Annotated in this window: 14 protein-coding genes; 8 read left to right on the top strand and 6 right to left on the bottom strand. The window is 71.0% G+C overall.

Annotated elements, in window-relative coordinates:
* Position 1: 1 nt before the first annotated feature.
* From J5Y09_RS19065 to J5Y09_RS19055, 3 genes are read left to right on the top strand one after another with little or no spacing between them, the layout of a single operon-like run.
* The gene (locus J5Y09_RS19065; protein WP_209353411.1) at positions 2-916 is read left to right on the top strand and encodes an ABC transporter permease; all 915 of its coding nucleotides are present in this window, start codon (positions 2-4) and stop codon (positions 914-916) included.
* Positions 916-1902 (top strand): ABC transporter ATP-binding protein, encoded by a 987-nt coding sequence (locus J5Y09_RS19060; protein ID WP_209353410.1) that lies wholly within the window; start codon positions 916-918, stop codon positions 1900-1902. Before J5Y09_RS19065 ends, J5Y09_RS19060 begins: the two co-directional genes overlap by 1 nt.
* The gene (locus J5Y09_RS19055) at positions 1895-2926 is read left to right on the top strand and encodes an ABC transporter ATP-binding protein (RefSeq protein ID WP_209353409.1); all 1032 of its coding nucleotides are present in this window, start codon (positions 1895-1897) and stop codon (positions 2924-2926) included. The genes J5Y09_RS19060 and J5Y09_RS19055 overlap by 8 nt, the downstream gene beginning before the upstream one ends.
* A 64-nt stretch (positions 2927-2990) precedes the next feature.
* Here the strand turns inward: J5Y09_RS19055 and J5Y09_RS19050 are convergent, their stop codons facing one another.
* Both J5Y09_RS19050 and ggt read right to left on the bottom strand, forming a co-directional pair.
* Positions 2991-3719 (bottom strand): hypothetical protein, encoded by a 729-nt coding sequence (locus J5Y09_RS19050; RefSeq protein ID WP_209353408.1) that lies wholly within the window; start codon positions 3717-3719, stop codon positions 2991-2993.
* On the bottom strand, positions 3712-5397 hold the full coding sequence (gene ggt, locus J5Y09_RS19045; protein WP_209353407.1) for a gamma-glutamyltransferase: 1686 nt from the start codon (positions 5395-5397) through the stop codon (positions 3712-3714). The genes J5Y09_RS19050 and ggt overlap by 8 nt, the downstream gene beginning before the upstream one ends.
* 17 nt (positions 5398-5414) lie before the next feature.
* On the opposite strand from ggt, the gene J5Y09_RS19040 reads away from it, so the two are divergent.
* Positions 5415-5807 carry a YraN family protein gene (locus tag J5Y09_RS19040; RefSeq protein WP_209353406.1) on the top strand — a complete coding sequence of 131 codons (393 nt, stop codon included), beginning with the start codon at positions 5415-5417 and terminating at the stop codon, positions 5805-5807.
* Here J5Y09_RS19040 and J5Y09_RS19035 read toward each other — a convergent pair.
* From J5Y09_RS19035 to J5Y09_RS19020, 4 genes are read right to left on the bottom strand one after another with little or no spacing between them, the layout of a single operon-like run.
* Positions 5804-7315, bottom strand: a complete 1512-nt coding sequence (locus J5Y09_RS19035) for a YifB family Mg chelatase-like AAA ATPase (protein ID WP_209353405.1) — start codon at positions 7313-7315, stop codon at positions 5804-5806. The genes J5Y09_RS19040 and J5Y09_RS19035 overlap by 4 nt on opposite strands.
* A 53-nt stretch (positions 7316-7368) precedes the next feature.
* On the bottom strand, positions 7369-8358 hold the full coding sequence (locus tag J5Y09_RS19030) for an OmpA family protein (RefSeq protein WP_209353404.1): 990 nt from the start codon (positions 8356-8358) through the stop codon (positions 7369-7371).
* Positions 8359-8391: 33 nt separating this feature from the next.
* Positions 8392-9405, bottom strand: a complete 1014-nt coding sequence (locus tag J5Y09_RS19025) for a dipeptidase (RefSeq protein ID WP_209353403.1) — start codon at positions 9403-9405, stop codon at positions 8392-8394.
* A complete protein-coding gene (locus tag J5Y09_RS19020) occupies positions 9402-10436 on the bottom strand; it encodes a histone deacetylase family protein (protein ID WP_209353402.1) in 1035 nt (344 codons plus the stop codon). The genes J5Y09_RS19025 and J5Y09_RS19020 overlap by 4 nt, the downstream gene beginning before the upstream one ends.
* Before the next feature lie 91 nt (positions 10437-10527).
* Between J5Y09_RS19020 and J5Y09_RS19015 the strand changes: the two genes are divergently transcribed.
* From J5Y09_RS19015 to J5Y09_RS19000, 4 genes are read left to right on the top strand one after another with little or no spacing between them, the layout of a single operon-like run.
* Positions 10528-12117: an ABC transporter substrate-binding protein gene (locus tag J5Y09_RS19015; protein WP_245217235.1), complete on the top strand. Its 1590-nt coding sequence runs from the start codon at positions 10528-10530 to the stop codon at positions 12115-12117.
* Between the two features lie 9 nt (positions 12118-12126).
* Positions 12127-13113, top strand: coding sequence for an ABC transporter permease (locus J5Y09_RS19010; RefSeq protein WP_209353401.1), 987 nt, complete (start codon positions 12127-12129; stop codon positions 13111-13113).
* Positions 13110-13955, top strand: a complete 846-nt coding sequence (locus J5Y09_RS19005; protein ID WP_209353400.1) for an ABC transporter permease — start codon at positions 13110-13112, stop codon at positions 13953-13955. Before J5Y09_RS19010 ends, J5Y09_RS19005 begins: the two co-directional genes overlap by 4 nt.
* The gene (locus J5Y09_RS19000; protein WP_209353399.1) at positions 13952-15562 is read left to right on the top strand and encodes an ABC transporter ATP-binding protein; all 1611 of its coding nucleotides are present in this window, start codon (positions 13952-13954) and stop codon (positions 15560-15562) included. The genes J5Y09_RS19005 and J5Y09_RS19000 overlap by 4 nt, the downstream gene beginning before the upstream one ends.
* The last annotated feature ends 4 nt before the right edge of the window (positions 15563-15566 follow it).

The raw sequence follows: 15566 nt of genomic DNA, 5'->3' as shown, positions 1-15566 counted from the left end.
CATGGACCAGGCCATCCGCCGCTTCTTCGACAGCGATCTCTGGTTCTCCTTCACTCGTTCGCCGGTCACCATCGTATCGGCGATCGTCGCGGCGATCTGCATCCTAGGCGCGGTCTTCGCGCCCTGGATCGCGCCGCATAACCCCTTCGACCTCGCCAGCCTCAACCTGATCGATGCCTTCAAGCCGCCGGCCTGGACGGAAGAAGGCGCGCGCGAATACGTCCTCGGCACCGACGACCAGGGCCGGGACGTTCTGTCGGCCATCATGTACGGCGCGCGCGTCTCGCTGCTGGTCGGCATCTCGGCGACCGTCTTCGCGACGCTGCTCGGCGTCTCGCTCGGCCTGCTGGCGGGCTATCTGGGCGGGGCGATCGACAGCCTGCTGATGCGCATCTGCGACATCCAGCTGACCTTCCCCTCCATCCTGGTGGCGCTGCTGGTCGATGGCGTGGTGCGCGCCGCCCTGCCGCGGGAGGTGCATGCCGACATTGCGCTGTTCGTCGTGATCTTCGCCATCGGCATCAGCGAATGGCCGAAATTCGCCCGCACCGTGCGCGGCTCGACGCTGGTCGAGCGCAACAAGGAATACGTCCAGGCGGCGCGCGTCATCGGCGTGCCCAAGGCGCGCATCATGGTCAGCCACGTCCTGCCCAACGTGATCGGGCCGGTGCTGGTGGTGGCGACGCTCAACCTCGGCCTCGCCATCCTGTCGGAGGCGACGCTCTCCTTCCTCGGCGTCGGCGTGCCGCCGACCCAGCCATCGCTCGGGACGCTGATCAGGATCGGCAACGACTTCCTGTTCTCGGGCGAGTGGTGGATCACGATCTTCCCCGGCGTCGCGCTGATCGCGATGGTGCTGTCCGTCAACCTGCTGGGCGACTGGCTGCGCGACGCCCTCAATCCGAAGCTGCGCTGATGTCGAACGCTGCCCCCCTGCTGGAAGTGCGCAACCTGCGCGTGGAATTCCCCACGCGCCGGGGAACGCTGGTCGCCCTCGACGACGTGTCGTTTTCCATCAGCCCTGGCGAGGTGCTGGGCGTGGTCGGTGAATCCGGCGCCGGCAAGTCCATGACCGGCGCGGCCATCATCGGCCTGCTGGAGCCGCCCGGGCGGATCGCGAAGGGGCAGATCCTGCTCGACGGCAGGCGGATCGACAATCTCCGCTACGAGCAGATGCGCCGCATCCGCGGCAAGGAGATCGGCGCGATCTTCCAGGACCCGCTGACCACGCTGAACCCGCTCTACACGGTCGGCCGCCAGCTGACCGAGACGATGACGACGCATCTGCCGATCGGCCCGGCGGAAGCGCGCAGGCGCGCCATCGAATGGCTCGAGATGGTCGGCATCCCGGCCGCGGCGCAGCGCATCGACAGCTACCCGCATGAATTCTCGGGGGGGATGCGCCAGCGCGTCGTCATCGCGCTCGCCCTCTGCGCCGAACCGCGGTTGATCGTGGCGGACGAGCCCACCACCGCGCTCGACGTCTCGATCCAGGCGCAGGTCATCGCGCTGCTGAAGCGCTTGGCGCGGGAGAAGGGGACGGCGATGATGCTCGTCACGCACGACATGGGCGTGATCGCGGAGACCGCCGATCGCGTCGCGGTGATGTATGCCGGCCGCGTCGCCGAGATCGGCCCGGTGCGGGAGGTGGTGAAGCACGCCAACCACCCGTATTCGGCGGGCCTCATGGCATCGATCCCGCCGCTCGACCGGCGGGTCGAACGGCTCGCGCAGATCGACGGCGCCATGCCGCGGCTGTCGGCCATCCCGCGCGGCTGCGCCTACAACCCGCGCTGCCCCAAGGTGTTCTCGCGCTGCGCCGACGAACGGCCGGACCTGCTGGACGCCGGCACGACGCGCGCCGCCTGCTGGCTCTATGCGCTGGAGGCGCCCCATGGCTGACGCCCCGCCGATGTTCGAGGCGCGCGACCTGGCGCGCCATTTCGACGTGTCCCGCCCGCTGCTCCAGCGCATGGTCGCGCGGGAAGGACGGCGGACGCTGAAGGCGGTCGACGGCATCTCCTTCGACATCCCAAAGGGCCGGACGCTCTCGCTCGTGGGCGAATCCGGCTGCGGCAAGTCGACCGTCGCGCGGCTGGCGGTCGGGCTGTACACGCCGACGGCGGGGTCGGTGCGCTTCGACGGGCGGGACCTCGGCGCCGCGCGCGCCTCGGCGGACCAGCGCCGGCGCATGCAGATGATCTTCCAGGATCCCTATGCCTCGCTGAACCCGCGCTGGCGCGTGAAGAACATCGTGGCCGAGCCGATCCGTGCCTTTGGCCTGGTGACGACGAAGGCCGAGGAGGAGATGCGCGTCGCCGAGCTGCTGACCCAGGTCGGCCTCTCGCCGCTCGATGGCGACAAGTTCCCGCATGAATTCTCGGGCGGGCAGCGCCAGCGCATCTCGATCGCGCGGGCGCTGTCCTCGAACCCCGAGTTCCTGGTCTGCGACGAGCCGACCAGCGCGCTCGACGTGTCCGTCCAGGCGCAGATCCTGAACCTGATGAAGGAACTGCAGCAGCGGCTCGGGCTGACCTTCCTGTTCATCAGCCACAACCTGGCCGTGGTGCGGCAGGTGAGCGACCGGATCGGGGTGATGTATCTCGGCCGGCTGGCGGAACTCGCGCCGGCGGAGAGCCTCTTCCGGCGCCCGCGCCACCCCTATACGCGGGCGCTGATGGAAGCGATCCCTGACCTCGAGATGACGGGGCGGGACCGCATCCCGGTGGGTGGCGAGGTGCCGTCGCCGATCACCCCGCCCTCGGGCTGCGCCTTCCATCCGCGCTGCCCGCTCGCGCAGGATCGCTGCAAGCGCGAAAGGCCGGAGATGAAGTCGGCCGGGGGCGCCATGGTCGCCTGCCACGCGGTCGAGGAAGGGCGGGACGACGCGATGCCGATGCCGGCGATCGCGCGCGACGCGGCGTAGGGGCGCGCGCGACGCCGCCATCCGATCACGCTTGATCGGCGCGATGGCAGTTCCGGGCCGTCGTTCAGCGCGCGCCCAGCGACGCCTCGATATCCGCGAAGGGCCGGCGCAGCAGCGCCCCGTCCCGCGGCGAGCCGAGGCTTTCGAAGGCATCCGCCGCGGCCGCGTCATCGCTGCGGCCCTGCGCATCCAGCAGCCGCCTCGGCGTCAGCGCCGCGCCGTCGGCCGTGAAGTCGAGGAGGGCTTCGCCATCCGGCGTCGTCGTCCAGCGCCATTCGGCCCGGTCGATCCGGCCCTTGGCGTACCATTCCTCCCAGCGCGGATCGTCGCCGACGCTCGAAAAATCGAGGAACAGCGTCCGCCCCCCATCCGCCGGGGAGAGATGCATCACGCCGTGCTCGTGCTCGACGAACAGGTGCGCGGCGTCGCGGCGCAGGCGATGGCGCAGCACCTTGCCCGTGGCGGCCTGGAGTCGAAGGGACCTGGCGAAGGCGTTGCGATCGGCCTGGCCTTCCCGCGCGCTGCGCAGGTGGATCAGCAGCATGGGCACGACCATGATCGTCGAGCCCATCACCAGCACGATCCAGTGGCCGCGCTCGATGATCCCGAAGGCGAGGTCGAGTACGAAGATGACGCCGAAGACGATCGCCAGCACGAGGGCGAGGCCGGCCAGCCCGCCGGTCACGGCATTGCGCGCGGCGCCTGCCTGCGCGTCGGCAATCGCCTCGATGCGTGCGATCTCCTCCGCTGTCGCGGCGTCGCTCTCGACCGTGTAGGCGCTCGCGTCAGTCACCGATGGCCACACCCTCCCGCCGTGGATCGGCACCGCCGAGCAGCCCGTCCCGCGTGACGCGGATGACCTGCAGCCCCGACGGCATGTCGCGGATCTGCACGTCATGCCCGCGCGCGCGAAGGGCGGGCGCCAGCGCGGCGGCCGGCGTCTCGGCCTCGAGCTCGACGGCGCCGCCGATCGTCCCGACATGGGGAAGGGCGGCGGCCTCCTGCGGCGTCATGCCCCAGTCCAGCAGCGCGACGAGCGCCTGCGCGACGTAGCCGATGATCCGCGCCCCGCCGGGCGAACCCGCGACGGCGTGCAGGCGCCCCTCGTCGTCGAGCACGATGCTGGGCGACATCGAGGAGCGCGGCCGCTTGCCGCCCTCGACCCTGTTCGCGACCGGGCGCCCGTCCTGTTCCGGCGCGAAGGAGAAGTCGGTCAGCTCGTTGTTCAGCAGGAAGCCGCGCACCATCACGCGCGCGCCGAACAGCGCCTCGATCGTCGTGGTCATGGCGACCGCATTGCCCTCGGCGTCGACGATGGACAGGTGGCTCGTGCCGGCTTCGAAGTCCTGCGCCTGCGGGGCGTAGCGCGTCTCTCGCCAGGGCGGGTTGCCGGGCCGTGGCGCCACGATGGCGCGATCCCGGTCGATGAACTGGGCGCGCGCCGTGACGTAGCCCGTGTCCGTGAGCCCGCGCACCGGGACGGAGACGAAGTCCGGATCGGCCAGGTAGGCGTTGCGGTCGGCGAAGGCGAGGCGGCCGGCCTCCGCGATGAGGTGCGCCGCCTCCGCCCCGCGCGGGTCGAGCCTCGGCAGGTCGAAATGGCCGAGCAGGCCGAGGATCTGCGCGACGGCGACGCCGCCGGACGACGGCGGCGGGAAGCCGCAGACGCGGTAGCGCCGATAGGTGGTGCAGACCGCGTCTCGCCGTCGTGGCGCATAGGTGGCCAGGTCGGTCGCGGCCATCACGCCCGGGTTGGAGGGATGGCGCGTGATCGCCGCGACGATGTCCTCCGCGATCGGTCCGCGCGCCATCGCCTGCGGGCCCTGTTCGGCGATCGCGCGCAGCGTCGCGGCAAGGGCGGGGTTGCGCAGCATATGCCCGGCGGGCAGCGGCAGCCCCTGCGCGTCGAAGAAATAGGCGGCCGCGCCGGGGTCGCGGCGCAACAGCAGCATGTCGCCCGCGATGTCGCGGGCAAGGCGCGCGCTGATGGGGAAGCCCTGCTCCGCCAAGCGTATCGCGGGTTCGATCAGCCGCGCCCAGGGCAGGCGGCCATGCTCGCGATGGGCGGCTTCCAGCATCGCGACCGTGCCCGGCACGCCGACCGCGCGGCCGCCTACCACCGCCTGGAGGAAGGGCATCGGCCTTCCCCCGCGCAGGAAAAGGTCCGGGCCCGCGGCCGCGGGCGCCGTCTCCCGCCCGTCCCACGCCGCGATGCGGCCGGTGCCGGCATGGAAGTGCAGCAGGAAGGCACCGCCGCCGATGCCGGAGGATTGCGGTTCGACCAGCGTGAGGACCATCTGCACCGCGACGGCGGCGTCGACGGCGGACCCGCCTTCGCGCAGCACGGCAAGCCCCGCCTCGGCGGCCAGCGGATGCCCGGCCGCGACCATGTGCCGCCTGGCCGGCTCGGCCGCCGCGGCCGTCACGCTTGCGAGAAGCAGCAGGAGAAGGCTGGCGGCGCGATGGATCATCCGGCGAGCATAGCGCCATGCATGATTTCGGCGACAGGACACGTCGGCTGATCCGCGGGCGCCGCGCCCAGGCCGCGGGGCTGGACGCGGAAGCGATCGCGGCGGCCGCGCTGGCGCGGGAGGGATGGGCCGTGCTCGCCCGCCGCGCCCGGACGCCGGCGGGCGAGATCGACATGGTCGCGGAACGCGACGGGCTGCTCGCCTTCGTCGAGGTGAAGGCGCGGCCGTCCTTGAGCGAGGCGGCGCTGGCGCTCGGCGCGCGGCAGCGGGCGCGGTTGCTGGCGGCGGCGGAATGCTGGCTGGCGGCGCATCCCGGCCATGGCGCGGCCGGGATGCGGTTCGACGTGGTGATCGTGGCCGCGGACGGGACGGCGCGGCGGATCGCGGACGCGTTCCGGCTGGGGGACTAGGCGGGCGCGCGCACCCGCTGCCGGAAGGCCAGCGCCTCGGCCACATGCATCCGGCGGATCGCGCCGCTGCCGGCGAGATCGGCGATGGTGCGCGCCACCCGCAGCGTGCGCACATGCGCGCGGGAGGAAAGCGCGAGCCGCGTCGCCGCTGTCTCCATCAGCTGCTCCGCCTCGGGTTCCAGCAGCTTCTGCAAGTCCTGGATCGGGGCTTCGGCGTTGCTCGCCGGTCCCGCCTCGCCCCAGCGGGCGCGCTGCGCGTCCCGCGCGGCCTGCACGCGGAGGGCGACGGTGGCGCTCGTCTCGCCGGCGGGCGCGCGGGTCAGTTCGGCGGGGGGGATGGGCCGCACCTCGATTGTCAGGTCCATGCGGTCGAGCAGCGGGCCCGAGAGGCGGTTGCGGTAGTCCTCCCCGCAGCGCGGGGCGCGGCCGCATTCGCGCCCGGCCTCGCCCAGGTAGCCGCAGCGGCAGGGGTTCATCGCCGCGATGCACTGGAAGCGTGCAGGGTAGGCGACATGCGCGTGGACGCGGCTGATCACGGTGCGCCCCGTTTCCATCGGCTGGCGCAGGGCTTCGAGCGCCGGGCGCGGAAACTCCGGCCATTCGTCGAGGAACAGCACGCCGCGATGCGCCAGGCTGATCTCCCCGGGCCGCGCCCGCGCGCCGCCGCCGACGAGCGCGGGCATGGAGGCCGAATGATGCGGGTCGCGGAAGGGCGGGCGGGTGACGAGCCGGCCGCCTTCCAGCATCCCCGCGACGGAATGCACCAGGGAAACCTCGAGCGCCTCGGCCGGCGTCAGGTCCGGCAGCAGCGCGGGCAGCCTTGCGGCGAGCATCGACTTGCCCGCGCCCGGCGGGCCGATCATCAGCAGGTTGTGCCCGCCGGCCGCGGCGACCTCGATCGCGCGCTTGGCGCTTTCCTGGCCCTTCACGTCCGACAGGCAGGGACCGCTGCGTGGCCCCGTGGCGAGCGGCGGCGGCTGCGGCGGCGCGAGCAGCTGCACGCCACGAAAGTGATTGAGCAGCGCGCCGATATCGGGTGCCGCGAGCACCTCGATCCGTCCCGCCCAGGCTGCTTCCCCTCCCTGTGCCGCGGGGCAGACGAGGCCGAGGCCGCGCGCGCTCGCGCCGAGCGCGGCCGGCAGCACGCCGGCGACCGGCATGATGGCGCCATCGAGCGAAAGTTCGCCGAGCGCCGCATAGCCCGCCGCTTCCTCCCGCGGGACGATGTCCATCGCCGCCAGCAGCGCGAGCGCGATCGGCAGGTCGAAATGCGATCCTTCCTTGAGGATGTCAGCGGGCGCGAGGTTCACCAGCACGCGCTTGGGCGGCAGCGACAGGCCGAGGCCCGTCAGCGCGGCGCGCACCCGTTCCCGGCTTTCGGCCACCGCCTTGTCGGGCAAGCCCACGAGGATGAAGGCGGGCAGGCCGGGCGCGACCTGGACCTGCACCTCTACCGGCACGGGGTCGATGCCGGCGAAGGCGAAGGTGGCGATGCGGGCGATGCTCATGGCGCACCGGAACGGTGACGCAATGAGAGGTGAAACTCAACCCTTAAGGGAATTCAGCGCCGAACGATTTCCACCCGGCGGTTCTGGGCGCGACCCCGTTCGCTGTCATTCGCCGCGACCGGCGCGGCCATGCCGGCGCCGAAGGGCGTCAGGCGAGCGGCTGCGATTCCGTGGTCGCGCGTCAAGGCTGCGATGACGGCGGCCGCGCGACGGCGCGAGAGGTCCACATTATGCTCGAAGCCGCCCTGGCTGTCGGTGTGCCCGGTGACGATAACGGCGACCGACGGATTGGCGCGGAGATATTTCGCGATCTCCTCGATCGTCGGGCGGGATTCCGCGCGCGGTTCCGCGCGATCGGTGTCGAAGGCGATGCCATAGAGCGCGACGCGGCCGGTCGCGGCGATGCTGCGGTCCATCTGCGCTGCATCGACGAAGACAATGCGGTCCGTCTCCATCGGTCGCACCTCGACCACGTCGATCAGCGTCTGAGGCCGCTCGCGCGGGCCGGTGACGGAGAGCAGGGAGACCCACACATCGCCCGCCGGACGTTCGAGGCGCATCACGGCGTAGGCCTGGCTGCTCCAATTCGAAGCGATGCCCGCATTGCCCGGTCGCGCCTCGTTCACCGCAAACCACAGATCCGCGCCGCCGCCGCCGCAACTGCGTGCCTCGCATGCGAAGACGGTGCTGAAGCCGCCCTGTTGCAGCCGCTGTTGCCAGTTGCGCACAAGTTCGATCGGTGAGCGGCCATCGGGCCCCTCGTAACGCATGCGCGTGATGCGACCGGCAACGGCGGTGCTGTTGGCCTCGGTCGCGCGGGGAGACCCTGGCGGCCGGCCGCCAGGCAGGACCGGCGCGGTGACGATCCGCATCTCGCCGAAGGCAACCTGCTCGCGCAAGCGCTGCACGCTGCCATCGTAGCGGCCGACCAGGGGATGGTCGGCAGCGCCGGCCATGTCGGCGGGCGGCGGTGCCTGGCGCTGCTGCGCGCCGACCGGCAAGGCGAACAGCAGGATCGCCGCAGCGACGAGCAGATGATGCATGAGGCGTCCTCTGGTGGAACGGAACGAGCGTGCTCAGCCCTGGGCGCCGTGGCGGGCCAGGCGCATCAGGCGACGGAAATTGCCCGACCAGAGCAGGTCGATCTCCCGCGCCCCGTAGCCGCGCGCGACGAGTTCCGCGGTCAGGTTCGCCGTGTCGGAGGCGTCCTTCCAGCCCGGGATGCCGCCGCCGCCGTCGAAATCCGAGGAAAGGCCCACATGGTCGATGCCGATCCGCCGCACCGCGTGGTCCACATGGTCCGCCATGTCCCGCACCGTGGCGGGGGATTTGCCGCCGGGCGGGGCAGGGCGGAGGAAGGCGTCGAGCGCGGTGATCTGGATGAGGCCGCCGGTCGCGCGCAGCATGTCGAGCTGCTCGTCATCCAGGTTGCGCGGATGGTCGCAAAGCGCGCGGCAGCAGGAATGGGTCGCGACGATCGGCACGCGGGAGAGTTCCGCCGCCTGCATCATCGTGGTCTTGGCGGAATGCGAGACGTCGACGAGCAGCCCAACACGGTTCATCTCGACGATCGCGGCACGGCCGAGGGCTGACACGCCGCCATGTTCCTCGACCGCGTCGCCGAGGTCGGGCTTCGGCCGTGCCGCATCGGCAAGGTCGTTGTGCCCGTCATGGGTCAGGGTCAGGTAGATGGCGCCGAGCTTGCGCCATTCGGCGAGGCGCGAGAGGTCGCGGGCCAGCGCGTTCCCGTTCTCGACCGCCGAGAGCACCGCGAGCGCGCCGGCCGCGTGCGCCGCTTCCAACTCGTCCGCCGTCGCGCAGAAGCGGCGCGTGGCGCCGTCCGCGCGGGTGCGGATGTGGCGCAGCATCGCGTCCGCGCGCGCGGCGGCGGCGGCGAGGCCTTCGGCATCGCGCTTGCCCTGCGGCGTGTAGGCGATGAAGACCGCGGCCTTCAGCCCGCCGCGGCGCATCTTTGGGAAATCGACGCGCCGGTCGGTTTCCGTCGTCGCGTCCGGCGGGTCGGGCCAGCGGATGTCGATATGGGTGTCGAGCGTGAGCGTCGCTTCGTGGATGGCGGCCGCTTCGGTCATGCTTGGCTCCAGCCGGTCAGGAAGCGTTCGAGCAGCGTCCCGATGAGATCGACGTTGTAGCCGCCTTCCTGCGTGATGGCGGTCGGCAGCTTCAGCGCGCCGATCATCTGGCCGGCGCGGGAGAAGCCTTCCTCGGTGACGGCGAGCGCGCCGAGCGGTTCGTCCTTCGAGGCATCGAAGCCGAGGGCGACGACCAGCGCTTCCGCCTTGAAGTCGCGGATCGGGGCAAGCGCGTAGCGCAGCGCATCGAGCCAGCCTTCGTCGGGCGTGCCGAAGGGCAGGGGCATGTTCATGTTGCGCCCGTCCCCCGCGCCGGCGCCGCGTTCCGCGGTGCGGCCGACGAACCAGGGATAGTAGTTGTCCGGGTCGCCGTGGATCGAGATGGTCAGCACGTCGCCGCGCTCCCAGAAGATGCCCTGGGTGCCGTTGCCGTGGTGGCTGTCGATGTCCAGCACGGCGACCCGCGCCGCGCCCGCGTCGCGCAGCGCCTGCGCGGCGAGTGCCGCGTTGTTGATGTAGCAATGACCACCCGCGCGCCCGGCATAGGCGTGGTGCCCGGGCGGGCGGCAGAGCGCATAGGCCGTGCCGCCCTTCGCGGCCTCGGCCGCCGCGGCGAGGGCGCATGACGCGGCACCCTGCGCGGCGTCCCATGTGCCGGGCCCGATCGGGCAGGCGGTGTCCGCGGTGTACCAGCCGGTGCGGGCGATGATGTTCGCACCCGTTCGGCCGCCCTGGGCGACCATCTCCGGCACCGGGTGGATGTTCGCGACCGCCTCCGGCCCGGGATCCGGCAGCTTCGCCCATTCGGTCGCGGCGGTGGCGAGATAGTCCAGGTAGTCGGCGCGATGCACCGCCTCCAGCGCGCGCGGGGCGAGCGGCGGCGGCGCCTCGGGCGCCAGGCCGAGCCGGCGCAGCGCTGCTTCCAGGGCCGCGGCGCGCGCCGGAACCTCGAAGTTGCGGCGCACCTGGCCGCGCTGGAGGAAGAATGCGGGCGAGTGCCCTGCCTGGGATTCGTGCGCGAAGGTCTTCATCGTGGCGCAAGGCTAGGCAGCGCTTCGTGCCTTGTCCACGCGGGCGATCGGGGGATAGCCTCCATCCGCTTCACGCCCAGGGAGAAAGAACATGGCTGTCTCGCGTCGTGGCTTCATGGCCACCGCCGGCTCCGCCCCCATCCTGATGCGCGCCTCGGATGCGCTCGCCCAGGGTGTCGCGCCGCGCCGCGGCGGAACCTTGCAGATGATGCTCACGCCCGAGCCGCCGGTGCTGCAGATCGGCGTGAACCAGCAGGGGCCGACGCTCGCGGCCGCGCCGAAGATGTTCCAGGGGCTGCTGACCTTCTCCTCGACGCTCGAGCCAATGCCGCTGCTCGCCCGGTCCTGGACGATCAGCCCGGACGGCAAGGAATACGTCTTCAACCTCCAGCAGGGCGTGAAGTGGCATGACGGCCAGCCCTTCACCGCGGAGGACGTGATCTTCTCGATCATGAAGTTCCACATGGATCTCGCGCCGCGCGCGCGCGCGATCTTCCAGCTGATCGAGACCTGCGAGGCGCGCGACCCGCACACCGTGCGCATCGTCCTGAAGCAGCCCTTCCAGCCTTTCCTGCTGATGTTCGACGGGACGGCCGCGGCGATGGTGCCCAAGCACCTGTTCGACGGGCGGGACTACCGGACCGCGCCCGCAGTGCAGCGCCCGGTCGGCACCGGGCCGTTCAAGTTCACGGAATGGCAGCGCGGCAACTTCATCCGGCTCGACCGCAACGAGGATTACTGGAAGCCGGGCCAGCCCTACCTCGACACGATCATCTACCGCATCATCCCCGACAGCCAGAGCCGGCGCCTCGCGCTTGAATCCGGCCAGGTGCTGCTGAGCCAGGCGTCGGACATCGAGCCCTTCGACATCCCGGCGCTGCGCCAGCGGCAGAACCTCGAGGTCAACACGAATGGCTGGGAGTACTTCTCGCCGCTGTCGTGGATCGAACTGAACCATCGGGTGAAGCCTCTCGATGACGCGCGCGTCCGCCGCGCCATGTCGATGGCGATCGACCGCAACTTCATCGTCAACCGGCTTTGGTTCGGCGTCGGCAAGCCGGCGACCAACCCGGTCGCCAGCACCACGCGCTTCCACGATTCCTCGGCGCGGCTGGCCGCCTTCAACGTGGCCGAGGCGAACCGCATCCTCGACCAGGCGGGCTTTCCGCGGAACGCGCAGGGCGTGCGCTTCACGCTCAAGCACATGGCGCTGCCCTATGGCGAGATCTGGACGCGGCTCTCGGAATATCTCCGCCAGGCGATGCGCAACATCGGCGTCGCGCTCGACATGGAGAGCACCGATGCCGGGTCCTGGGCGCGGCGCGTCGGCAACTGGGAATACGAGACGACGATCAACTTCGTCTACCAGTTCGGCGACCCGACCCTGGGCGTCGAGCGCACCTACGTGTCCACCAACATCCAGCGCGTGACCTTCACCAATACGGGCGGCTACGCCAACCCGCAGGTGGATGCGCTGTTCCAGCGTGCCCGCGCCGCCGCCGCGGCGGCCGAGCGCCAGGCGGCCTTCAGCGAGGTGCAGAAGCTGCTGGTCGAGGAAGTGCCGCAGATCTGGCTGATGGAGCTGTCCTTCCCCACCATCCACGACCGGCGCGTGCGTAACGTGATCACCACGGGCCTCGGCGTGCACACCTCCTTCGACGACGTCTTCATCGCCGGCTGAGCGCCGGGGATGGAGCTTTCGCGTCTGCCGGGCTTCCTGCTGAGGCGCGGCGTGAAGGCGGTGGCCGTGGTGCTGGCCATCGTCGTGTGCAACTTCCTGCTGATCCACGCGGCCCCCGGCGACCCGGCGAGCGTCATCGCCGGGCAGTCCGGGGCGGCCGATGAGCGCTTCCTCGCGCAGTTGCGTGAGCAGTTCGGGCTCGACAAGCCGTTCCACGTCCAGCTGTGGATCTACCTCAAGGGCGTGCTCACGCTCGACCTCGGCTTCTCGCACCGGCAGCAGCAGCCGGTGTGGAAGCTGATTTCCGAACGCCTTCCGGCGACGCTGCTGCTAACCGGCGCGGCCTTCGCCTTCGCGGTCACGGCGGGCATCACGCTCGGCACGCTGGCGGCGCGGCGCGTGGGGCGCTGGGCGGACAGCCTCATCACCATCCTCGCGCTGACCTTCTACGCGACGCCGCTCTTCTGGGTCGGGCTGATGCTGGTGTTGTTCTTTTCGGTGTGGCTCGAATGGTTGCCGAGTTTCGGCATGGCGTCGGTCGGCGTGGAACTGAGCGGGATCGAGGCGGTGCTCGACGTGGGCAAGCACCTGATCCTGCCGGCGGCGACGCTCGGGCTGTTCTATCTCGCGGTCTATGCGCGGCTGACGCGGGCGACGATGCTCGAGGTGGCCGACCAGGATTTCGTCAAGACGGCGCGCGCCAAGGGCGTGCCGGAGGGGCAGGTGGTGCGCCGGCATGTGCTGCGCAACGCGCTGCTGCCGGTCATCACCTTCGCCGGCATCCAGGCGGGGCAGCTCATCGGCGGGTCGATCCTGGTCGAGACGGTCTTCGCCTGGCCGGGCATCGGGCGGCTCGCCTTCGATGCGCTGCTTGCCCGCGACTACGCGGTGCTGCTCGGCGTCTTCTTCTGCACCTCGGTCATGGTGGTGCTGTTCAACCTCGTGACGGACCTCCTCTACGCCGTGGTGGACCCGCGGGTGGAGGTCGAGGGATGAGCGATTTCTGGCGGCGCTACCGTCGCAACCGCGGCGCCGTGGTGGGGCTCGTCATCCTGGCGCTGGTCTTCGCCCTGGCGGGGCTTGCGCCCTTCCTGTTCCCGGGCAGCCCCTGGGACATGGCGACCGCGCCCTTCGTCCCGCCTGGGGAGGAAGGGATGCTGCTCGGCTCGGACAGCCTCGGGCGCGACGTGGCGGCGGGCATCGCGCATGGGGCGCGCATCTCGCTCATGGTCGGCGCCGTGTCGACCGTCGCGGCGCTGTCGATCGGCGTCACGCTCGGCGCCTTCGCCGGCTATCTCGGCGGGGTGGCGGACGATGCGGTGATGCGCTTCACCGAGTTCTTCCAGACCATCCCGTCCTTCGTCTTCGCCATCCTGCTGGTGGCGATCTTCACGCCGACCATCTCCTCGGTCGTCTTCGCCATCGCCGTCGTGTCCTGGCCGCCGGTCGCACGCGTGGTGCGGGCCGAATTCCTGTCGCTGCGGAACCGGGAATTCGTCCAGGCGGCGGAGGTGCTGGGCAAGTCGCGCCTCTCCATCGTGCTGACGGACATTCTGCCGAACGCGCTGTCGCCCATCGTCGTCCTCTCCTCGCTGATGGTCGCTTCGGCGATCCTGCTGGAAAGCGCGCTGTCCTTCCTGGGCCTCGGCGATCCGAACCTGATGACCTGGGGCTTCCTGATCGGCGCGGGGCGCAGCGTGATCCGGCTCGCCTGGTGGATGTCGGTGTTCCCGGGCATCGCCATCTTCCTCACGGTGCTGGCGCTGAACCTGGTGGGGGAGGGGTTGTCGGACGCGCTGAACCCGCGCCTTGCCCGCCAGCGCGGGGGCGCGGCATGAGCCTGCTGTCCGTCGAGGGCCTGACCGTCGCGCTGCCGCCCGGCGGCGACCGGCCGCATGCGGTTGAGGAGATCACCCTCTCGGTCAATCCGGGCGAGATCGTCTGCGTCGTGGGTGAGTCCGGCTCCGGCAAATCCATCACCGCGAATGCCGTGATGGGCCTGCTGCCGAATAGCCTGCCCGTGAAGGCCGGTCGCATCGGCTTCGAAGGCAAGGACCTGCTTGCCCTGGGGACCGAGGCGATGCGCCGCCTGCGCGGCCAGCGCCTCGCCATGATCTTCCAGGAACCGATGACGGCGCTGAACCCCGTCATGCGCGTCGGCGAGCAGATCGCGGAGGCGATGCGCGTGCATGGCGCCGGGGCGGATGCCGCGCGGCGCGTGCCGGAACTGCTGGCCGCCGTGAACCTTCCCGACCCCGAGGCGACGGCCCGCGCCTACCCCTTCCGCCTGTCCGGCGGGCAGCGGCAGCGCGTGATGATCGCCATGGCGCTCGCGCTCGAGCCCTCGCTGCTGATCGCGGACGAGCCGACGACGGCGCTCGACGTGACGACGCAGATGCAGATCCTGCGCCTGATCCGTGAGATCCAGTCGCGCCGCGGCACGGGCGTGATGTTCATCACCCATGATTTCGGCGTGGTGGCGGAAATCGCGGACCGTGTCGCCGTCATGCAGCATGGCCGCATCGTCGAGCAGGGCGCGGCCGCCGACATCCTGAACAAGCCGCAGCACCCCTATACCCGCGCGCTGATCGCCGCCGTGCCCCATGGCGCCACCTCCTCGGTGGCGCCGCCCAGCACGGCGCCGGTGGTCCTCGAGGCGCGGGGGCTCGAGAAGACCTATCGCCGGTCCGGCGGCTGGTTCGGCCCGAGGCCGGTGGTGCGCGCCGTACACGATGCCGACTTCACCCTGCGCAAGGGGGAAACGCTCGGCCTGGTCGGCGAATCAGGCTCCGGCAAATCCACGCTCGCGCGCTGCGTCGTGCGCCTGGTGGAACCCGAGAAGGGCGAGATCATCTTCGAAGGCGCCGACCTCCGCCCGCTCTCGCGCGGGGCGTGGAAGCCCTATCGCAAGAAGATCCAGATGGTCTTCCAGGACCCCTTCGCCTCGCTGAATCCTCGCCGGCGGGTGGGCGAGATCATCGCCGAAGGGCCGATCACGCATGGCATGGAGCGCGGCGCCGCGCTTGCCCGCGCGCGCGACCTGCTCAGGCTGGTGCAGCTCGACCCCGGGGCGATGGACCGCTACCCGCATGAGTTCTCCGGCGGGCAGCGCCAGCGCATCGGCATCGCCCGCGCGCTGGCGATGGAGCCTGAACTGCTGATCGCGGACGAGCCCGTCAGCGCGCTCGACGTCAGCGTGCAGGCGCAGGTGCTGGCGCTGCTGGCCGATATCCGCGCGCGGCTCGGCCTGACGATGCTGTTCATCACCCACGACCTTCGCGTCGCGGCGCAGGTCTGCGACCGCATCGCGGTGATGCAGCGCGGCGCGATCGTCGAGCAGGGGCCGACCGCCGAGGTCTTCGGCAATCCGCGGCATCCCTACACGCAGCAATTGCTGGACAGCATCCCGGGGCGGCACTGGACGCCGCCGGTGATCGCCGCCTGAGGAC

Origin of the sequence: Roseomonas nitratireducens (genome assembly GCF_017813355.1) — a bacterium.
GTDB classification, from domain to species: Bacteria; Pseudomonadota; Alphaproteobacteria; order Acetobacterales; family Acetobacteraceae; genus Neoroseomonas; species Neoroseomonas nitratireducens.
This window is presented reverse-complemented; position numbering and strand designations above follow the sequence as displayed.